The organism is Azospirillum palustre, from assembly GCF_002573965.1.
Classification (GTDB): Bacteria; Pseudomonadota; Alphaproteobacteria; order Azospirillales; family Azospirillaceae; genus Azospirillum; species Azospirillum palustre.
The window spans coordinates 49991-66886 of sequence record NZ_PDKW01000038.1; the positions used below are offsets into that span (position 1 = coordinate 49991).

Annotated in this window: 13 protein-coding genes; 3 read left to right on the plus strand and 10 right to left on the minus strand. The window is 69.1% G+C overall.

Annotated features, from left to right (window positions below; genetic code table 11):
• Window positions 1–45: 45 nt before the first annotated feature.
• From CRT60_RS04115 to CRT60_RS04130, 4 genes are all read right to left on the minus strand, one after another.
• Entirely contained in the window at window positions 46–1062 is a 1017-nt protein-coding gene (locus tag CRT60_RS04115; RefSeq protein ID WP_244592256.1) for an aminoglycoside phosphotransferase family protein, read from the minus strand.
• Window positions 1059–1595 (minus strand): molybdenum cofactor biosynthesis protein B, encoded by a 537-nt coding sequence (gene moaB, locus CRT60_RS04120; protein ID WP_098735190.1) that lies wholly within the window; start codon window positions 1593–1595, stop codon window positions 1059–1061. Before moaB ends, CRT60_RS04115 begins: the two co-directional genes overlap by 4 nt.
• Before the next feature lie 52 nt (window positions 1596–1647).
• Window positions 1648–3963 (minus strand): transglycosylase SLT domain-containing protein, encoded by a 2316-nt coding sequence (locus CRT60_RS04125; RefSeq protein ID WP_098735191.1) that lies wholly within the window; start codon window positions 3961–3963, stop codon window positions 1648–1650.
• Window positions 3964–4191: 228 nt separating this feature from the next.
• Window positions 4192–5082 (minus strand): uracil-DNA glycosylase, encoded by an 891-nt coding sequence (locus CRT60_RS04130; protein ID WP_098735192.1) that lies wholly within the window; start codon window positions 5080–5082, stop codon window positions 4192–4194.
• Window positions 5083–5234: 152 nt separating this feature from the next.
• Here CRT60_RS04130 and CRT60_RS04135 point away from each other — a divergent pair, with 152 nt between their 5' ends.
• Complete coding sequence (locus tag CRT60_RS04135) at window positions 5235–6884, plus strand: electron transfer flavoprotein-ubiquinone oxidoreductase (RefSeq protein ID WP_098735193.1); 1650 nt, start codon at window positions 5235–5237, stop codon at window positions 6882–6884.
• 168 nt (window positions 6885–7052) lie between these two features.
• Window positions 7053–7847, plus strand: a complete 795-nt coding sequence (locus CRT60_RS04140; protein WP_098735194.1) for a zinc-ribbon domain-containing protein — start codon at window positions 7053–7055, stop codon at window positions 7845–7847.
• Between the two features lie 21 nt (window positions 7848–7868).
• Here the strand turns inward: CRT60_RS04140 and CRT60_RS04145 are convergent, their stop codons facing one another.
• Complete coding sequence (locus tag CRT60_RS04145) at window positions 7869–9398, minus strand: sigma 54-interacting transcriptional regulator (protein ID WP_098735559.1); 1530 nt, start codon at window positions 9396–9398, stop codon at window positions 7869–7871.
• Between the two features lie 260 nt (window positions 9399–9658).
• On the opposite strand from CRT60_RS04145, the gene CRT60_RS04150 reads away from it, so the two are divergent.
• The gene (locus CRT60_RS04150) at window positions 9659–10960 is read left to right on the plus strand and encodes a D-amino acid dehydrogenase (RefSeq protein ID WP_098735195.1); all 1302 of its coding nucleotides are present in this window, start codon (window positions 9659–9661) and stop codon (window positions 10958–10960) included.
• On the opposite strand, the gene CRT60_RS35485 is transcribed toward CRT60_RS04150, so the two are convergent.
• From CRT60_RS35485 to CRT60_RS04170, 5 genes are read right to left on the minus strand one after another with little or no spacing between them, the layout of a single operon-like run.
• Entirely contained in the window at window positions 10903–11175 is a 273-nt protein-coding gene (locus tag CRT60_RS35485) for a hypothetical protein (protein WP_143273083.1), read from the minus strand. The genes CRT60_RS04150 and CRT60_RS35485 overlap by 58 nt on opposite strands.
• Entirely contained in the window at window positions 11172–11834 is a 663-nt protein-coding gene (locus CRT60_RS04155) for a LutC/YkgG family protein (RefSeq protein WP_098735196.1), read from the minus strand. Before CRT60_RS04155 ends, CRT60_RS35485 begins: the two co-directional genes overlap by 4 nt.
• Window positions 11827–13251 (minus strand): LutB/LldF family L-lactate oxidation iron-sulfur protein, encoded by a 1425-nt coding sequence (locus CRT60_RS04160; protein ID WP_098735197.1) that lies wholly within the window; start codon window positions 13249–13251, stop codon window positions 11827–11829. Before CRT60_RS04160 ends, CRT60_RS04155 begins: the two co-directional genes overlap by 8 nt.
• Window positions 13241–13990: a (Fe-S)-binding protein gene (locus CRT60_RS04165; RefSeq protein WP_098735198.1), complete on the minus strand. Its 750-nt coding sequence runs from the start codon at window positions 13988–13990 to the stop codon at window positions 13241–13243. Before CRT60_RS04165 ends, CRT60_RS04160 begins: the two co-directional genes overlap by 11 nt.
• Before the next feature lie 40 nt (window positions 13991–14030).
• Window positions 14031–16892, minus strand: coding sequence for an FAD-binding and (Fe-S)-binding domain-containing protein (locus CRT60_RS04170; RefSeq protein WP_098735199.1), 2862 nt, complete (start codon window positions 16890–16892; stop codon window positions 14031–14033).
• Between the last annotated feature and the right edge of the window lie 4 nt (window positions 16893–16896).

The following is a 16896-nucleotide window of genomic DNA, read 5'->3' on the forward strand; positions in this document are numbered from 1 at the left end:
GGGCGCGGGCAAGAGACTTTCGCGCGCTTCCCCTTTTCGCGGCTGCTAACGCCACTCCCGCCGCACCTGCTCGATCCGCTCCGGCCGCAGGATGTCGGTGGCGTGGGCGTCCATATGGGCGCGCAAGTCTTCCGGCATGCCCGGCGACAGGCTGGCGCCTTCCACCGACCAGCGGGCCATCCAGGACAGGGTGCGCAGCCAGGTCAGCCGGCGCAGTGGCTTCAGCCAGGGCAGCACCTCGTCGGCGAGGTCGCCCGGCACCGCCATCGCCCAGGCTGCGACGAAGGCGTCGATGTCCTCCGGGGCCAGTTCCGCATTCACCGCCGGGTCCCATCTGGTCGAGGTATAGAGGCTGGCATGGGCAAGGTCGCTGGCCGGATGGCCGTATTGCAGCTTCTCCAGGTCGGTGAACCAAGCCTTGCCGTGGCCGTCGATCAGGAAATTGCCGGGATGCACATCAACCCCGACCGCGGTCAGCGGCATCGGCGTTTCGGGCGGCGGTAAGAGGTCGCCGACGTGGGCGGCGGCAAGCTCCTCTGCGATCAGGACGCGGGCCTCGGTCGACAGGGGGGCATTGTCGAACCACGCCGCCTGCCGTTCGACCTGGGCCAGCAATGCGGCGACCGGATCGGGCGGGGCGGGCAGCGGCTCGTAGAAGTCCGGCGGCGCCATGCGGTGCAATGCCGCCAGCGCGCGAGCGATGGCCGGCATGTCGCCGGGCAGGACGGGCGTCCGCCCCTCGACCTCGCCCACCACCAGGGCGCCCAGCGGCAGCCCCTCGCCGGGCGGCAGCAGGCCGGCGAAGCGCGGGGTGTGGCCCGACATCTCTGCCCGCCGGAAGGCGGCGGCCTGCCGGTCCAGTGCGGTCCAGGCATCGAGTCCGAGCTGGCTCCAGCGCGGGATGCGGGCGACCAGCCGCCGGCCGCGCAGGCGGACATGGTCGTGGGCGACGCCCTTCAGCGGCATCGGCTCCAGCGCGTCGGGGGAGAGATCGGCAAGGCGCGGCAGCCGGATCAGGGCGGCGTGCAGCGCCTCCATCGCAAAGCCCAAGGGTTCGCTCACGCCATGTGCTCGCGCAGGCGGGGCATCAGCTCGACCAGATTGCAGGGGCGATGGCGGTTGTCGAGCTGCCAGACCAGGATGTCGTCCCAGGCGTCGCGGCAGGCGCTGGGCGATCCGGGCAGCGCGAAGATGTAGGTGCCGTTGGCGACGCCGCCGGTCGCCCGGCTCTGGATGGTGGAGGTGCCGACCTTGGCATAGCTGAGATAGCGGAACAGCTCGCCGAAGCCGGGGATCGCCTTCTCATACAGGGCCTCGACAGCCTCGGGCGTCACATCGCGGCCGGTGACGCCGGTGCCGCCGGTGGTCAGGACCACGTCGACCTGCGGATCGGCGATGAAGGACTGCACCTGGGCGCGGATCGCGGCGATGTCGTCCCGGACGATGGTGCGGGCGGCGACCCGGTGGCCGGCCCCGGCGATCCGCTCCGCCAGCGCATCGCCGGAGCGGTCGTCGGCGGCGCTGCGGGTGTCGGACACCGTCACCACGGCGATGTTCACGGGAAGGAAGGGGCGGCTCTCGTCGATCTTCGGCATGGCGGCAGGCGTGTCCTCATGTCGGGCCGGAGCCCGACATGGGCGCCGGCGGTCAGGGTATCGGGCTGGCCTCTCCCCGCTCAGCAACCGTTTCAACCGGCACCGTTCCCGCTGGGATCGGTCCCATTGGCGCCGTTTCCACCGGGTCCGGGGCCGCCGCGACAGGCAAATCGGCAGCCGGTGAAGCCGCCTTCGCCGCAGGCTGCGGGTCTGGACGGGCGGCGACCTGAGGCGGACGGCCGTCCATGGGAACATAGGCCGGCCATTTCCCGTCGGCGACGGCGGTGAGCGAGGCGGTCTCCTGGCCCAGCCGAAGCTGGTAGATCCAGAAATTCGCCATCACCTTCTCCACATAGTCGCGCGTCTCGCCGAAGGAAAGGCTTTCGATGAACAGCAGCGGATCGGTGATGTCGCTCAGATCCCGTCGCCAGCGCGCCAGCGTGCCCGGCCCGGCATTGTAGGCGGCCGTCGCCAGGAACATGTTGCCGTCGATCTCCGGCATGCCCAGCAGTTCCGACAGGTAGCGCTGGCCAAGCTCCATGTTGCGGGACGGATCGAACAGGGCGTCGCGGTTGGCGTCGTCGCTGCCGATGTCGGCGTTGCGCTCCCGCACATGCTGGGCGGTGCTTGGCAGGATCTGCATCAGCCCCGTCGCTCCGGCGGAGCTGACCAGCCGCGGGTCGAAGCGCGATTCCTGCCGCATCACCGCGAAGACTAGTGCACGGTCGACCGCGAAGCCGTCGCGCGGCGTCCAATGGGGCAGCGGGTAGAGTGCGGCGGCATAGGGGGCGCCGTCCGGACCGGCGACCGCATTGCCGAGCCGCAGCGCCAGCGAGGCCACCCCGGCGCGGTCGGTCAGCGCGACCATCGCCTGTTCGATCAGCGGCTCGCCCTGCGGGTCGATGCGTTGCAGCTCTAGCCCCGCCAGTTCGCGCTGACCGGCCTGGAGCAGGGCGATGGCACGGGATCCTGCCGGCTTGGCCGCCACCGCCGCCAGTTGCCGCCCGGTCAGATCCGGTGCCTGCCAGCGCACGTCGCCCAGGCTGCCCAGCGTCTGCAGGGCGATCAGGCCATAGAAGGTGTGGGGATAGCGGGCGGCGGCGGCCAGATGCTCCGCCGCTTCCTTTTCCTTGCCGGGCTTGCGGGCCAGCGCGCGGGCCGCCCAGTAATCGGCCGCGGCGGCCTTCCAGGGATTGCGAGGGCCGGCGGCGGCCATGCCGGTGAAATGGCGGGCGGCACGGTCGGTCTGCTTCAGCCGCCATGCCGCCAGACCGGCGATCCAATGCGCTTCCGGCAGCATGTCGCCCGACCGCGCGGCACTGGCCGAGGCGAGCGTCAGTGCCTGGGCCGTCTCGCCGGCATAATAGAGGGATGTCGCGATGCGGGCACGGGCGGCGTCGTACTGCACGGTGTCGAGCTTGCCGCCGAACTCGTCCTGGCCCAGCAGGCTCAGCGCGCTGTTGGTGCGGCCGGAGCGCAGCAGCTCTTCCACCCGGGCCACCGCCGCACGGTCGCTGCGGGCACGGGACACGGTGCGGCTGCGCGGGGCGACGGTGACGCTGTCGTCGTCCTCCTCCTCGTTGCTGGCGACGGTGCGCAGGCCGCCCAGCCGCTCCAGCGACCCGACGAGGCGGACACGATCCTCGCCCCGCGGCGGCTTCGGCGCCCGCTGGCCGGCGGGCTGGCGTTTCTGGGCCAGAGTGTAGATCCGCTCCGCCCCGGCAAGGTCGCCGTAATCCTGCATCCAGCGGGCGAGTTCCTCGTAGCCGGCGCGGCGGTCGGGGTGGAGATAGCGCTGGCGCAGGACATAGCCGATCAGCCGGCGGTCCTTCAGCTTCGCCATCTCGGCATCTGCGGCATCCCACTCGGCCCGTTCCTGGGCTGCGAAGATGCGGCGGTAGCGGGCGGCATCCACCTCGTCCAGCTGGACGGTGCGGGCCGTCTCGTCGGACGCCAGCAGCAGCGGCGCGCCGGCGGAAGCGGGGGAGTCGTCCATGACGGCGGATGGCGCCGTCCCGGCGGTCGGGTTGCCGGATGCCGCGGAATCGGCAGTCGAGGAATCAGGGGTGGGGGAATCGGGGGTGGCGGTTTCGGGGAGCCCTATCGCTGGATCGAGCGGCGCAGGATCGATTGGCGCGTCGGCGAAAACGGGGCTGGCGGGGTCAGGCACGGAATCCCCGCCGGGCGGGACGACGGCGTGACCGTCCGGCGCGTGGATGATGAGGGCGGCGCAAGCGGGCCGGAACCCGACCGCACCGTCGGGTCCCAGGGTGTAAGCCACCGTGAGACCCAGCACCCCCAGAAGGTTCCGCCGCAGCGGGGCCGCGCTCGCGACCCGGTATGCTGCACTGCAAAATATCCGGAGCATGGCTTTGGGATACCTCACGTCGGCGCGAACCGCAAGCAACGGATTCGCTCGGAATGTGTCGGCCCCGGTATTCGCCAGATGTTACAACGCTTTAACAAAGATGGGAAAAAGGCTCTAGCCCGTTGGGAAAATGCCTTTCGGCATGGCCTGACCACATTTGTGCTGCGCGGCGATCGCAATCATACGAACGATTTCGGCGGCTCTGTGACATCCCATTTTCTCTTTCGATTACTTGATCCCTTCTTCGGCGATCTTTTGCTGCAACGCAAGCATGTCCCGCCACGCTTCCCGTTTTGCGATGGGGTTGCGCAGGAGGTACGCCGGATGGAGCATGGGCATCAGCGGAACGGGAGTTCCCGCGACCTCGTAGGTCCGCCACTGTCCGCGCAGGCGGGTGATTCCCTCCGCCCGGTTCAGCAGGGTCTTGGCTGAAACCCCGCCCAGCGCCACCAGCAGCTTCGGCCGCACCAGCTCCACATGCCGCTCCAGGAAGGGCAGGCAGGCGGCGATTTCCGCCTGGGTCGGGCTGCGGTTGCCGGGCGGGCGCCAGGGCAGGATGTTGGAGATGTAGACAGCGCTGCGGTCCAGGCCGATCTGGGCCAGCATGCGGTCCAGCAGCTTGCCGCTGACCCCGACGAAAGGCTTGCCCTGCCGGTCCTCGTCCTCGCCCGGCGCCTCGCCGATCAGCATCACCCGCGCCTGCGGGTTGCCGTCGGCGAAGACGGTGTTCATCGCCGTCGCCTTCAGCGGGCAGCCGTCGAAGCTGCGCAGGGCCGCCTCCAGCGCCTCCAGCGTCTGCGCGTCTCCGGCGCGGGCACGGGCCTGGATTCCGGCCTCGCTGGCGCCCAGCGGCTGGTCGGGCGAGGCGAAGAGGGTGGTTGCCGGACGCGCTGCCGCCGGGGCCGGCGCCCGAGTCGGGGTGGAACTGCGCGCCGCATTGGGCCCCGCAGCGGGGCCGAAAGCGGCGCCACCGGCCGCGGCCGCGCCGGCGGACGGTGCGCGCGCCACCGGCCGGGCGGTCAGGGCGGCCCAGTCGGTCGGCTCGTCGCCGATGGCCTCGTCGCAGCCGATATCGGCATGCCAGCGCAGCGCGTCGAGGATGTCGCATACGTCAATCATCGTTTGACCTTACCACAGATCGTGTGGTCTTACATGTCCAGATACCCAATTTGGGTGCGGCGCAAACCGTGCTACAAGCACGCGCCCGCAAAAAGACCATAGGGCGTCCCGAGGGAAACAGTACCAAAACAAGACGGTGGGGGAGTGTGGTGATGGAACGCGAACCGCGCGAGGTCATGGAATACGATGTTCTGATCGTCGGCGCTGGCCCGTCGGGCCTGAGCGCCGCGATCCGTCTGCGGCAGCGCGCGGCCGAGACCGGGCAGGAACTCAGCGTCTGCGTGATCGAGAAGGGGTCGGAGGTGGGTGCCCACCTGCTGTCCGGCGCCGTCTTCGAACCGCATGCGCTGGACGAGCTGGTCCCGGACTGGAAGGAAAAGGGCGCCCCCCTCACCACCAAGGCGCGCGAAGACCATTTCCTGTTCCTGACGGAAACGAAGGCCTACAAGTCGCCCTTCGCCCCGCCGCAGATGAACAACCACGGCAACTACATCATCAGCCTGGGCAATCTGGCCCGCTGGATGGCGACGCAGGCGGAAGAGCTTGGGGTCGAGATCTATCCCGGCTTCGCCGCCGCGGAAGTGCTGTATGACGACAAGGGCGCGGTGAAGGGTGTCGCCACCGGCGACATGGGCATCGGCAAGGACGGCGAGAAGACCGGCAACTACACGCCCGGCATGGAACTGCACGCCAAGCAGACCATCTTCGCCGAGGGCTGCCGCGGGTCGCTGACCAAGACCCTGTTCGAGAAGTTCGACCTGCGCCGCGACTGCCAGCCGCAGACATACGGCATCGGCATCAAGGAGCTGTGGGAGGTCGATCCCTCCCAGTCGAAGCCGGGCCTGATCGTCCACACCATCGGCTGGCCGATGGACCCCAAGACCTATGGCGGGTCGTGGCTGTATCACATGGAAGGGAACCTGGTGTCGGTCGGCTTCGTCGTCGGCCTCGACTACTGGAACCCCCACATGAGCCCGTTCGAGGAGTTCCAGCGCTACAAGACCCACCCGGCGATCCGCCCGACCTTCGAAGGCGGCCGGCGTCTGTCCTATGGCGCCCGCGCGCTGTCGGAAGGCGGTTTCCAGTCGATCCCGAAGCTGACCTTCCCCGGCGGCCTCCTCATCGGCGACGGCGCCGGCTTCCTGAACGTGCCGAAGATCAAGGGCAACCACACCGCCATGAAGTCGGGCATGGTTGCGGCCGAGGCGGTGTTCGACCACCTGACCGGCGGTGCCGACAACGGTCCGGAGGTCATCGCCTATCCGGAGCGTCTGAAGCAGTCCTGGGTCTGGCCGGAACTGTACGCCGTCCGCAACATCCGTCCGGGCTTCCAGAAGGGCCTGTGGGCCGGTCTGGCGAACGCCGCCTACGAGACGGGGCTGAAGGGCAAGTCGCCCTGGACGCTGAAGCACCATGCCGACCACACCACCCTGGTGAAGGCCAGCGAGGCGCCGAAGATCGCCTACCCCAAGCCGGACGGCAAGGTCAGCTTCGACCGCCTGTCCTCGGTCTACCTCTCCAACACCAACCATGAGGAAGACCAGCCGCCGCACCTGACGCTGAAGGACAAGTCGGTCCCGATCAGCGTCAATCTGGCGCTCTACGACGCGCCGGAACAGCGTTACTGCCCGGCCGGCGTGTACGAGATCGTCCGAAACGACGACGGCAGCGATCCGCGGTTGCAGATCAACGCGCAGAACTGCGTGCACTGCAAGACCTGCGACATCAAGGATCCCACCCAGAACATCAACTGGGTCGTGCCGGAAGGCGGTGGGGGGCCGAATTATCCGGGCGGCATGTAAGACGCTTTTGCTTCCCTCCCTCCCCTGGCTTCGTCACGGGTCGGAGGGGGCAGGCGCATGCGCTGAGGCCACATGCAGATGGATGACCGGCACCACCCCGCGGGTGCCGGTTGCGCCGCGCGCCACTCCTATCTATAAGGCAAGTGGTAACCTCTCTGCGACGGCGCGATGATCGTTTCCTGTCCGACCTGTTCGACGCGCTATACCCTGTCCGACGAATCGCTCGGGCAGGATGGCCGGAAGGTTCGCTGCGCCCGCTGCGGTCATACCTGGTGGCAGATGCCCGACCGGGCGGAGCTTGAGCCGGTCGTTCCCGATGCTCTGACCGAACTGCGGCCGGCAAAGCCCGCAGCGAAGGCCGCCGGGAAATCCGCCGAAAAATCCAAGACCAAGTCACCGAAGGCCCTGCGCGCCAAGCCGGCCCGCAGCACGGTGATCGGCTTTGCGGTGTTGGGGCTGCTGGTCGCCGGGTCCGCTGCCGGCGCCTATTTCGCCCGCGACGCCATCGTCCGCGGTTGGCCGCCCGCGGCATTGCTCTTCGATGCCGTCGGCATGCCGGCCGAACCGCCGGGATTCGGGCTGGAACTGCGCAACATCCGCTCGGAACAGAAGCTCGAAGGCGGGAAGACCGTCCTGCTGTTGGAGGGGGAGGTCGCCAACACGACCGATACCGAGCGCACACTGCCGCCGCTGCGCGTCAACACCTTCGGACCGGAGCACAAGCTGCTGCAAAGCTGGGCCATCGAGCAGTCCGCCGAAACGCTCGGCCCCGGTGCCGCGGCGGGATTCCACCACAGCCAGCCCGATCCCGGCCCGGTGACCGAGGTGACGATCACCTTTGGCGGTCCGCCTCCCGGTCTGGAGCCGCCCGCTGCCGAGAAGCCTGCCGAGAAAGCCCCGGAAAAGCCGGCTGCTGCGAAACCCGCCGCCGAAAAGCACGCGGCCCCGGCCAAGGGCCACTGATCCGGATCGGGGCGTCGCTCTTCACCGCTCCGGGATGCCGTATTTCCGCAGTTTGTTGGCGATCATGGTGTGGGAGGTGTTCAGCCGCGCCGCCAGCTTGCGGCTGGACGGAAAGCGCGGGTAGAGCCGGCGCAGCAGCGTCCGCTCGAACCCGTCCACCGCATCCTCCCAGCTGCCGGCATCCTCCGCCGGCACTTCGGCCGCCTGCATGCCGGCGCCGGCGAGTTCGAGATCGGCGGCGTCCAGTGTGCCGCCGTCGCTCATCGTCACGGCACGGAAGATGACGTTCTCCAACTGCCGCACATTGCCGGGCCAGCGGTTGGCGAGCAGCGCCGCCGCCGCCACCGGGGTCAGCCGGCCGGGCGGGCGGCGGGCCTGAGCCGCGGCGCGCGCGATGAAATGGCGGGCGAGCAGCAGGATGTCCTGGCCGCGCTCCCGCAAGGGCGGCACATCCAGAGTCAGCACGTTGAGGCGGTAGAACAGATCCTCGCGGAAGCTGTGGTCCGCGACCATCGCCTCCAGCGAGCGGTGGGTGGCGCTGATGACGCGGACATCCACCTTCTGCTCACGCTCGCCGCCCACCCGGCGGAAGCTGCCGTCATTGAGGAAACGCAGCAGCTTGGCCTGGAGATAGGCCGACATCTCGCCGATCTCGTCGAGGAAGACGGTGCCGCCATGGGCCAGTTCCAGCAGGCCGGGCTTGCCGCCGCGCTGCGCCCCGGTGAAGGACCCGGGGGCGTAGCCGAACAGTTCGCTCTCCGCCAGATTCTCCGGCACGGCGGCGCAGTTCAGCGCCAGGAAGGGTTTGTCCCGGCGCGGGCTGGCGCGGTGGCAGGCGTGGGCGATCAGCTCCTTGCCGGTGCCGGTCTCGCCCAGGATCAGCAGCGGCGCCTCCATCGCGGCGACGCGTGCGGCGCGTGCCTTCAGCGCCCGGATCGGCGGCGATTCGCCGAGGATGCGGTCGAAGCCGCCCTCGTCGAAATTCTGGATGGCGTCCAGCCGCTCGCCAAGGCGCGACGGGGTAAACAGGGTGATGACGGCGCCCGCCGCCTCGACATCGACGATGGGAGTGACTTCCAGCAGGAAGGGCTGGCCGTTCAGCGTCACCTCGCGCCCCGACATGCGGAAACCGCCCGCGGTCAGCTCGTCCGTCAGGCCGGGTTCGCCGAACAGCTCGCCGAGATCGAGGCCGGCGAGGCGCACCTCCGGCAGTCCGGCGACCTGGGCGGCGGCGGCGCTCGCCACCACGACGCGGGCCGTACGGTCGACCGCCAGCACCGGATCGGGCAGGGCGGCGAGCAGGGCATCCAGATGCAGCCGGCGCCGCGTCCCGGGCAGCATGTCGATGGCCGCCACCGACCGCACCCCGACAATGCCGCGCAGCGCATCGGAGAGGGCAGGCAGGGCCGCCGGATCGAGGCCGGGGGCGTCGATGTGGATCAGCGGCGGGTCGACCTCGACACCGACCACATTGAGCCGGCGCAACGCCAGCACGGCGAGGATCTCATGGGCGATGCCGACACGGTCGGTGAAGGTGACTTCGATGCGCATGAGCTTGGCGTTGGCAGTGGGGACAACCAGCAATCACTGTACACATATCGTTACGCCGTATCAAAATCTTTACACCGTTTCAAACCGTTGATCCTCAACACTTCAGTCCAGAAACGACGCCTCTCTGTAAACATGCGCATACACCAGCTCACCCGCCGCTCCGCCCGCATTGCAGCAAATCCGCCATTTCCCGGACTGGCACGGTGTTTGCGAAACATTCACCCAAGCGAAGTCATCCATCCCTAGGGGGAGCCAGTCTCATGCGCGTGATCGTTCTGGGCAGCGGCGTCATCGGTGTCACCACCGCCTATTATCTGGCGCGCGCCGGGCATGAGGTGACCGTGATCGACCGTCAGGCCGGTCCGGCGCTGGAGACCAGCTACGCCAACGCGGGCGAGGTGTCGCCGGGCTATTCCGCTCCCTGGGCGGCGCCGGGGCTGATGCTGAAGGCCGCCAAGTGGATGATGATGAAGCATTCGCCGCTGGTGATCCGGCCGAAGCTGGATCCGGCGATGTGGTCCTGGTGCCTGAAGCTGCTGGCCAACGCCAACGAGGCGAGCTACCAGCTGAACAAGAGCCGCATGGTCCGCGTCGCCGAATACAGCCGCGACTGCCTGAAGGCGCTCCGCGCCGAGACCGGCATCACCTATGACGAGCGCACCCAGGGCACGCTCCAGGTCTTCCGCACCCAGAAGCAGATGGACGCCGCCGGCTACGACATGGCGGTGCTGGAGCGCTACGGCGTTCCCTACAGCCTGTTCGACCGCGACGGCCTGACCTCGGTCGAGCCGGCTCTGGCCCATGTGAAGGACAAGCTGGTCGGCGCGCTGCACCTGCCGGGCGACGAGACCGGCGACTGCTTCCAGTTCACCAGCAAGCTGGCCGACTATGCCGCCAAGCGCGGGGTGGAGTTCCGCTACGGCGTCTCCATCCGCGGGCTGGAGAGCGACGGTCGCAAGATCACCGGCGTGCTGACCGACCAGGGCACGCTCACCGCCGACAGCTACATCGTCGCCATGGGCAGCTATTCGCCCAAGCTGGTGAAGCCGCTGGGCATCGACCTGCCGGTCTATCCGGTGAAGGGCTATTCGCTGACCCTGCCGATCACCAACGCCGCCCATGCCCCGGAATCGACGGTGATGGACGAGACGCACAAGATCGCCGTCACCCGCCTGGGCGACCGCATCCGCGTCGGCGGCACGGCGGAACTGTCTGGCTTCGACCTCAGCCTGCGCGAGAGCCGCCGCGGCCCGCTGGACCATGTGGTCAGCGACCTGTTCCCGAATGGCGGCGACCTGTCGAAGGCGGAGTTCTGGACCGGCCTGCGCCCGAACACCCCGGACGGCACGCCGATCCTGGGGGCGACCAATGTCCGCAACCTGTACCTCAACACCGGCCACGGCACGCTGGGCTGGACGATGTCCGCCGGCTCCGCCCGCGTGCTGGCCGACGTGGTCAGCGGCCGTCAGACCGAGATCGACATGGAAGGCCTCAGCGTCGACCGCTACGGCCGCAAGCCGTCGGTGGCGGTCTCGCGCCCGGCGGCCGTCCGCCCCGCCTGACCTGGGCCGGCCTGATTTGAATATGTGACCCGCGCCGCACGGCGGACGCGGGTCATCGCCAGCTCAAGAAGGGCGGCGTCGGCGATCTCGGCCCCATCCAGCCGGTGTCGCCCGCGCCGCCCTTCGCATTTCTCCACCCGGTGGCCGAGGCGCCTGAGATGCAGGATCGCCTCGTAGAGCCGGGCCGCCGGCTCCGCGCTCGGACGGGCCGTCACGGATGGACCACCAGGACGACCAGCCGCTTCGGCCCATGAACGCCGTAGGCCAGCGTCTGCTCGATGTCGGCGGTCTTGCTGGGACCGGACACCAGCAGCACGTTGGTCGGCATCGCCTGCGCCCATCCCTGCTCGCGCATCGCCTGCAGGAAGGTGTCGTAGAGGGCGTCCGCACGCAGCAGCGCGATGTGGATGTGCGGGACCAGCGAGAGGGTGCGCGGTTCGTCGGCCGTCGGCCACAGGATCAGGCTGCCCGTCTCGGCGATGGCGCCGCGGGTGGTGGTCAGGCCGGCTTCGATGGAGTCGAACAGCTGGGGCTTGAGGTCTTCGAATGGGCGGTCGTAGGGGATGAGGGCGGTGGAACCTGCGCCCCACCCCTCGACCAGCCGCTTCCCCTCCTCAGTCTCCGGCGCGTAGACCAGCGACCCCACCCCCTCGCGCGCCAGGAACTCGTGCAGCACCGCCGGCCAATCGGCCTCGGCCGCGTCGAGGAACTCGGTATGCACCGCCTCCATCAGGCGGCGGATGCGGGGCAGCCGCTCCTCCTCCGCCCACTGCTTCGCTTCGATCGGCGCGAAATCCGAGGCCGGCGGGGTCAGCGGATGGGCGTCGCGCGTCTTGCGCAGCTTCGTCAGGATCGAGTTGCGGGCGTCAGACATCGGGAACCCCCTTGGCGCGGGCGAGGTCGTGCAGGGTGCGGCCGGCGAAGCGCGGCTTGGTGCGGACGTTCGTCCACTCTTTCAGCATCGGCAGTGACGACGGCGCCGCATTGCCGAGCTTGCTCATCGCCAGCGTGGCGACGCGGTAGGCGGTTGGCGAGGCGTTCATCGCCGCCCAGCCGCTCCACGCCATCGCTTCCGTCCGGCTGGCCTTGGCGCCGCCGCCCTTCACCGCACCGCTGGGCTTCACCGCCTCGACCCGCAGGCGCCCCATGATCTCGACGATGGGGATCTTCACCGGGCAGATCTCGACGCAGGCGTTGCACATGGTGCAGGCGTGGGGCATGGCGCCGCGCTTCTCCAGCCCCTCGATCTGCGGCACCAGGATTTTGCCGATGGGGCCGGGATAGGGCGCCTCATAGGCATGGCCGCCGACCTTGGTGTAGACCGGGCAATGGTTCATGCAGGCGCCGCAGCGGATGCAGCGCAGCGTGTCGCGCAGTTCCGGGTCTGCGTAGATGTTGGACCGCCCGTTGTCGAGGATGACCAGATGCACCTCGCGCGGGCCGTCCTTCTCACCATCCTTGCGGGGGCCGGAGATCATGTTGACGTAGGTGGTGATCGGCTGGCCGGTGGCGGAGCGCGGCAGCAGGCTGATGACCGGCGGCACGTCCTCCAGCTTTTCCACCACCTTCTCCAGACCCATGAAGGCGATGTGGACCGGCGGCACCGTGGTGCACATGCGGCCGTTGCCCTCATTCTCGATCAGGCAGAGGGTGCCGGTTTCCGCCACCGCGGCGTTGACCCCGGACATGCCGACATCGGCGGCCTGGAACTTGGCGCGCAGAACCCGGCGGGCGAGGTCGGTCAGATAGGCCGCATCCTCGCGGCTCTCGGCGTCCTTGATCTTGCGCTTGAACAGATGGGCGATCTGTTTGGTGTTCAGGTGGATCGCCGGCATGATGATGTGCGACGGCATGGTGCCGTCCAGCTGCACGATGTATTCGCCGAGGTCGCTTTCGAGAACCTCGATACCGTCCTTTTCCAGAACGGCGTTCAGGTGCATCTCCTCCGTCACCATCGACTTGCCCTTGACCACCAGCTTGGCGTTGGTCTTGTGCAGGATGTCGAGCGCGATGGCGTTGGCCTCATCCGTCGTGGCGGCCCAATGGACGGTGATGCCGTTGCGGGTGCAGGTCTCCTCCAGCTTTTCCAGCAGTTCCGGCAGCTTCGACAGCGCGCGCAGCCGGACCGAGGCGGCCAGCGCGCGAACACCGGTCCATTCGCCGGCATCGGCGAACTGGGCGGCGCGCTTGCTCATCAGCCCGTCCATCGCGCGGCGGAAATTGCCGCGCAGCTGCGGATCGGCCAGCGCCGCGTGCGAGGCGGCGGCGAAATCCGGTGCGTTACCGTCCATGGATGCGCTCCTTCAGGAACTGGGCGATGTGCTGGCCGCGCGCGGCCTTGGTTCCGGCTTCCAGCGCGCCGCCGATGTTCAGCAGGCAGCCGCAGTCACCCGACACCACGCGGGATGCGCCGGTGTCCTCGATGTCCGCCACCTTGTCGCCGACCATCGCGGCGGAGATCTCCGGATGGCGCACGGCGAAGGTGCCGCCGAAACCGCAGCATTCCTTTTCCCGCTTCAGCTCCACCAGCTCGACATTGGCAAGCTGGCGCAGCAGCGCCTTCGGCTCTTCGACCACGCCCATTTCGCGCTGGGCATGGCAGGAGGCGTGCCAGGTGACGCGCACCGGCTCCCCCTTGTCGGTGAGCTGCACGTCGAGGACATGGACCAGGAACTGCGTCAGTTCCCAGACGCGGGCCGCAACCTGCACCGCCTTGGCCTCGTCCGGCTCGCCGTGGAACAGGTCGGGCCAATGCTTCTTCATCATGCCGGCGCAGGAGCCCGACGGCACCACGATGGGATCGTCGCCGGGGAACAGGTCCAACTGGGCGCGGGCGACCTTCAGCGCGTCGGCGCGGTAGCCGGAATTGTAGGCGGGCTGGCCGCAGCAGCTTTGTCCCTGCGGAAAGACGACGGTCAGGCCCTGCGACTGCAGCAGCTCGATCCCCGCCATCCCGGCATCGGGAAAGAACAGGTCGACGAGGCAGGTGCCGAAGTAATAGACGCGGGTGGGTTTGGGGATCGCGGACATCGGGCGCTTCCTCAGGAATAGTCGTGTCGGCGGGCGTCGTTCAGAAGGCCGGTTCCGCCACCCGTGCCGTCGCCTCGGCCTTCGCGGTGCCACAGGCATCGACCAGATAGACGATGGACCGGTAGGGAACGCCCGCCTTGTCGGACAGGCCGATCTCGCAGGTGCGGCTGGTGGAGTAGCCCGACGCGCAGCCTTCCGGCACCGTGGCCGGCAGGTGGCGAAGCGCATGGGCGTTCAGTTCCGGCGTGGTGAAGCCCTTGTCGCCGGCGAAGCCGCAGCAGCCGACATCCGGCGGAACGACCACCGTCTCGGCGCAGGCCTTTGCCACCGCGGTCAGCGTGCCGTCCAACCCCATGCGGCGGGTCGAGCAGGTCAGGTGCAGCATCACCGGCTCCGCCGTCTTGGCGATGTCCAGGCGGGGCAGGGCGAACTCGCCGAGGAACTCCGCCACGTCGAGGATGCGCAGCCCCGCGTCGGTCAACCGCCTCTTCAGCCGCAGGGCGCAGGGGCTGGTGTCCATCACCACCGGATACCGACCGCCCCGGCTCGCCTTCGACAGGGCGGCCAGCATGGCGTCGGCCTTGGCGTCGGCGGCCTCGATCAGCCCCTTGCTTTCCAGCGGCATGCCGCAGCACTGGCCGTCCGCCGCTTCCGGATAGAGGATGCGGAAGCCGGCCTTGCGCATCACCGATTCGACGACCTCGGGCAGCGGGCGCTGCTGCGGATCGCCGGCGGCAGGACCCATGGTCCGGCTGACGCAGCTGGGGGCGTAAACCACCGTCGGCACGTCGTCGTCCCTGACGACGGTCTCCGCCTTCGGCGAGAAGGTCGCAGCGGTCGGCAGGCTGAGCGGCAGCGAGGGCAGGGCGCCGCCGGTCAGCATGTGGGCCGCGGCTTCGGCGACCCCATGTCCGACCGTGCGGCGGGCGAAATCGGCCAGACGCAGGCCGGTGCGGGCAAGGCCCAGCGTCCCTTCCATATGGTCGGCGACCAGAGCCCCCGCCTTGCGGGCCACGGCGCCACGGCGCTCGCCACGCATGGATTTGATCAGAAGCCCGGTCTCGATCCCCACCGGACAGGCGGTCGCGCACAGGCCGCAGGCGGCGCAGGTGTCGATGCCCTGGTAGTCGTAGGCGGCGGCGATCTCGGCCAGGCGCACGGCATCGTCACCGGCGGCTTCCAGCCGCGCCAGTTCGCGCCGGCCGACGATGCGCTGGCGCGGCGACAGGGTGAAGCGATGGGACGGGCAGGTCGGCTCACAGAATCCGCATTCGATGCAGGTGTCGACCAGCGGGTCGGCCGGCGGCAGCGGCTTGAGGTTCTTCAGGTGGGCCTGCGGGTCGCCGTTCAGGATGACGCCCGGGTTCAGCAGCCCGTCGGGGTCGAAGAGATCCTTGATCTCCTTCATCAGCCCATAGGCCTGCGGACCCCATTCCATCTCGACGAAGGGAGCCATGTTGCGGCCGGTGCCGTGCTCCGCCTTCAACGAGCCGTCGTAACGGGTGACCACCAGCTCGGCGACATCGTCCATGAAGCGGCGGTAGCGGTCGATCTCCGCCTGGGTGTCGAAGGCCTGGGTGAAGACGAAGTGCAGGTTCCCTTCCAGCGCGTGGCCGAAGATGATCGCCTCGCGGTAGCCATGGCGCTCGAACAGCGCCTGCAGCTCGCGCGTCGCGTCGGCCAGTCGGGGCAGCGGGAAGGCGACGTCCTCGATGATGACGGTGGTGCCGGTCTGGCGGATGGCGCCGACCGCCGGGAACAGGCCCTTGCGGATTTTCCAGAAGCCTTCGCAGGCCTTGGCATCGGTGGTGAAGCCCGTATCGCCGATGGTGACGCAGCCGGCCAGCACCGCGGCGATCTCCGCCACGTTGGAGTCCAGCGCCGCGGCGCTCTCGGCGCGGGTTTCCACCAGCACGGCCGCCACCTCGGAACCGAAGCCGCGGATCTGCGGCGGCATGCCCGGCTTGTCCTGGATGGAGCGGAGCGAGGCGCGGTCCATCAGCTCGGCGGCGTCGACCGGGGCGGCCTTCAGCAGGGCCACCGCGCGGCAGGCCTCGGCGATGTCGGGGAAGAACAGGAGCGCGCTGGCCTTGTGCGGATGCTCCGGCACGGTGCGCAGCGTGATGGCGGAGATGAAGCCCAGCGTGCCTTCCGACCCGATCATCAGGTGCTGGAGGATGTCGACCGGGTCCTCGTAATCCACCAGGGCGTTCAGGCTGTAGCCGGTGGTGTTCTTGATGCGGAACTTGTCGCGGATTCGGGTCGCCAGCGCCTCGTCAGCGCGGGTGCGGGAACCCAGCGCCGCCAGCCGGTCGAGCAATGGGCCATGGCTGTCGCGGAAGCGGCTGCGGCTGGCCGGGTCGGCGCTGTCCAGCACCGTGCCGTCGGCCAGCACCAGCCGCATCGACTCCAGCGTGCGGTAGCTGTTCTGCGCGGTGCCGCAGCACATGCCGCTGGCGTTGTTGGCGGCGATGCCGCCGATCTTCGCCGTGGCGATGGAGGCCGGATCGGGACCGATCTTGCGGCCCAGCGGGGCGAGGCGGCGGTTGGCCTCCGCCCCGATCACGCCGGGTTGCAGGGTGACGGTGGCCGCGGCCGGACCGATGGTGCAGCCCCGCCAGCCGTCCCCCAGCACCACCAGCACGCTGTCGCTGACCGCCTGGCCCGACAGGCTGGTGCCGGCGGCGCGGAAGGTCACCGGCACGCCGTGCCCGCGGGTGATGCGCAGCAGCCGCACCACCTCCTCTTCCGTTTCCACCAGCGCCACGATCTTCGGGATCAGCCGGTAGAAGCTGGCGTCGGTGCCGTAGGCCAGCGTGCGCAGCGGGTCGGTGACCAGCCTCGCCTGCGGGATGACGGACTGAAGCTCGGCCAGCACACGGTCGTAAGGGGCGGGCAGCATTGGC

Coding starts and splice junctions, on each gene's coding strand:
- CRT60_RS04145 (WP_098735559.1), bottom strand. CDS start 9,398: ATGCGCATCGAAGTCACCTTCACCGACCGTGTCGGCATCGCCCATGAG.
- CRT60_RS04170 (WP_098735199.1), bottom strand. CDS start 16,892: ATGCTGCCCGCCCCTTACGACCGTGTGCTGGCCGAGCTTCAGTCCGTC.
- CRT60_RS04150 (WP_098735195.1), top strand. CDS start 9,659: ATGCGCGTGATCGTTCTGGGCAGCGGCGTCATCGGTGTCACCACCGCC.
- CRT60_RS04165 (WP_098735198.1), bottom strand. CDS start 13,990: ATGTCCGCGATCCCCAAACCCACCCGCGTCTATTACTTCGGCACCTGC.
- CRT60_RS04140 (WP_098735194.1), top strand. CDS start 7,053: ATGATCGTTTCCTGTCCGACCTGTTCGACGCGCTATACCCTGTCCGAC.
- moaB (WP_098735190.1), bottom strand. CDS start 1,595: ATGCCGAAGATCGACGAGAGCCGCCCCTTCCTTCCCGTGAACATCGCC.
- CRT60_RS04155 (WP_098735196.1), bottom strand. CDS start 11,834: ATGTCTGACGCCCGCAACTCGATCCTGACGAAGCTGCGCAAGACGCGC.
- CRT60_RS04125 (WP_098735191.1), bottom strand. CDS start 3,963: ATGCTCCGGATATTTTGCAGTGCAGCATACCGGGTCGCGAGCGCGGCC.
- CRT60_RS04160 (WP_098735197.1), bottom strand. CDS start 13,251: ATGGACGGTAACGCACCGGATTTCGCCGCCGCCTCGCACGCGGCGCTG.
- CRT60_RS04135 (WP_098735193.1), top strand. CDS start 5,235: ATGGAACGCGAACCGCGCGAGGTCATGGAATACGATGTTCTGATCGTC.
- CRT60_RS04130 (WP_098735192.1), bottom strand. CDS start 5,082: ATGATTGACGTATGCGACATCCTCGACGCGCTGCGCTGGCATGCCGAT.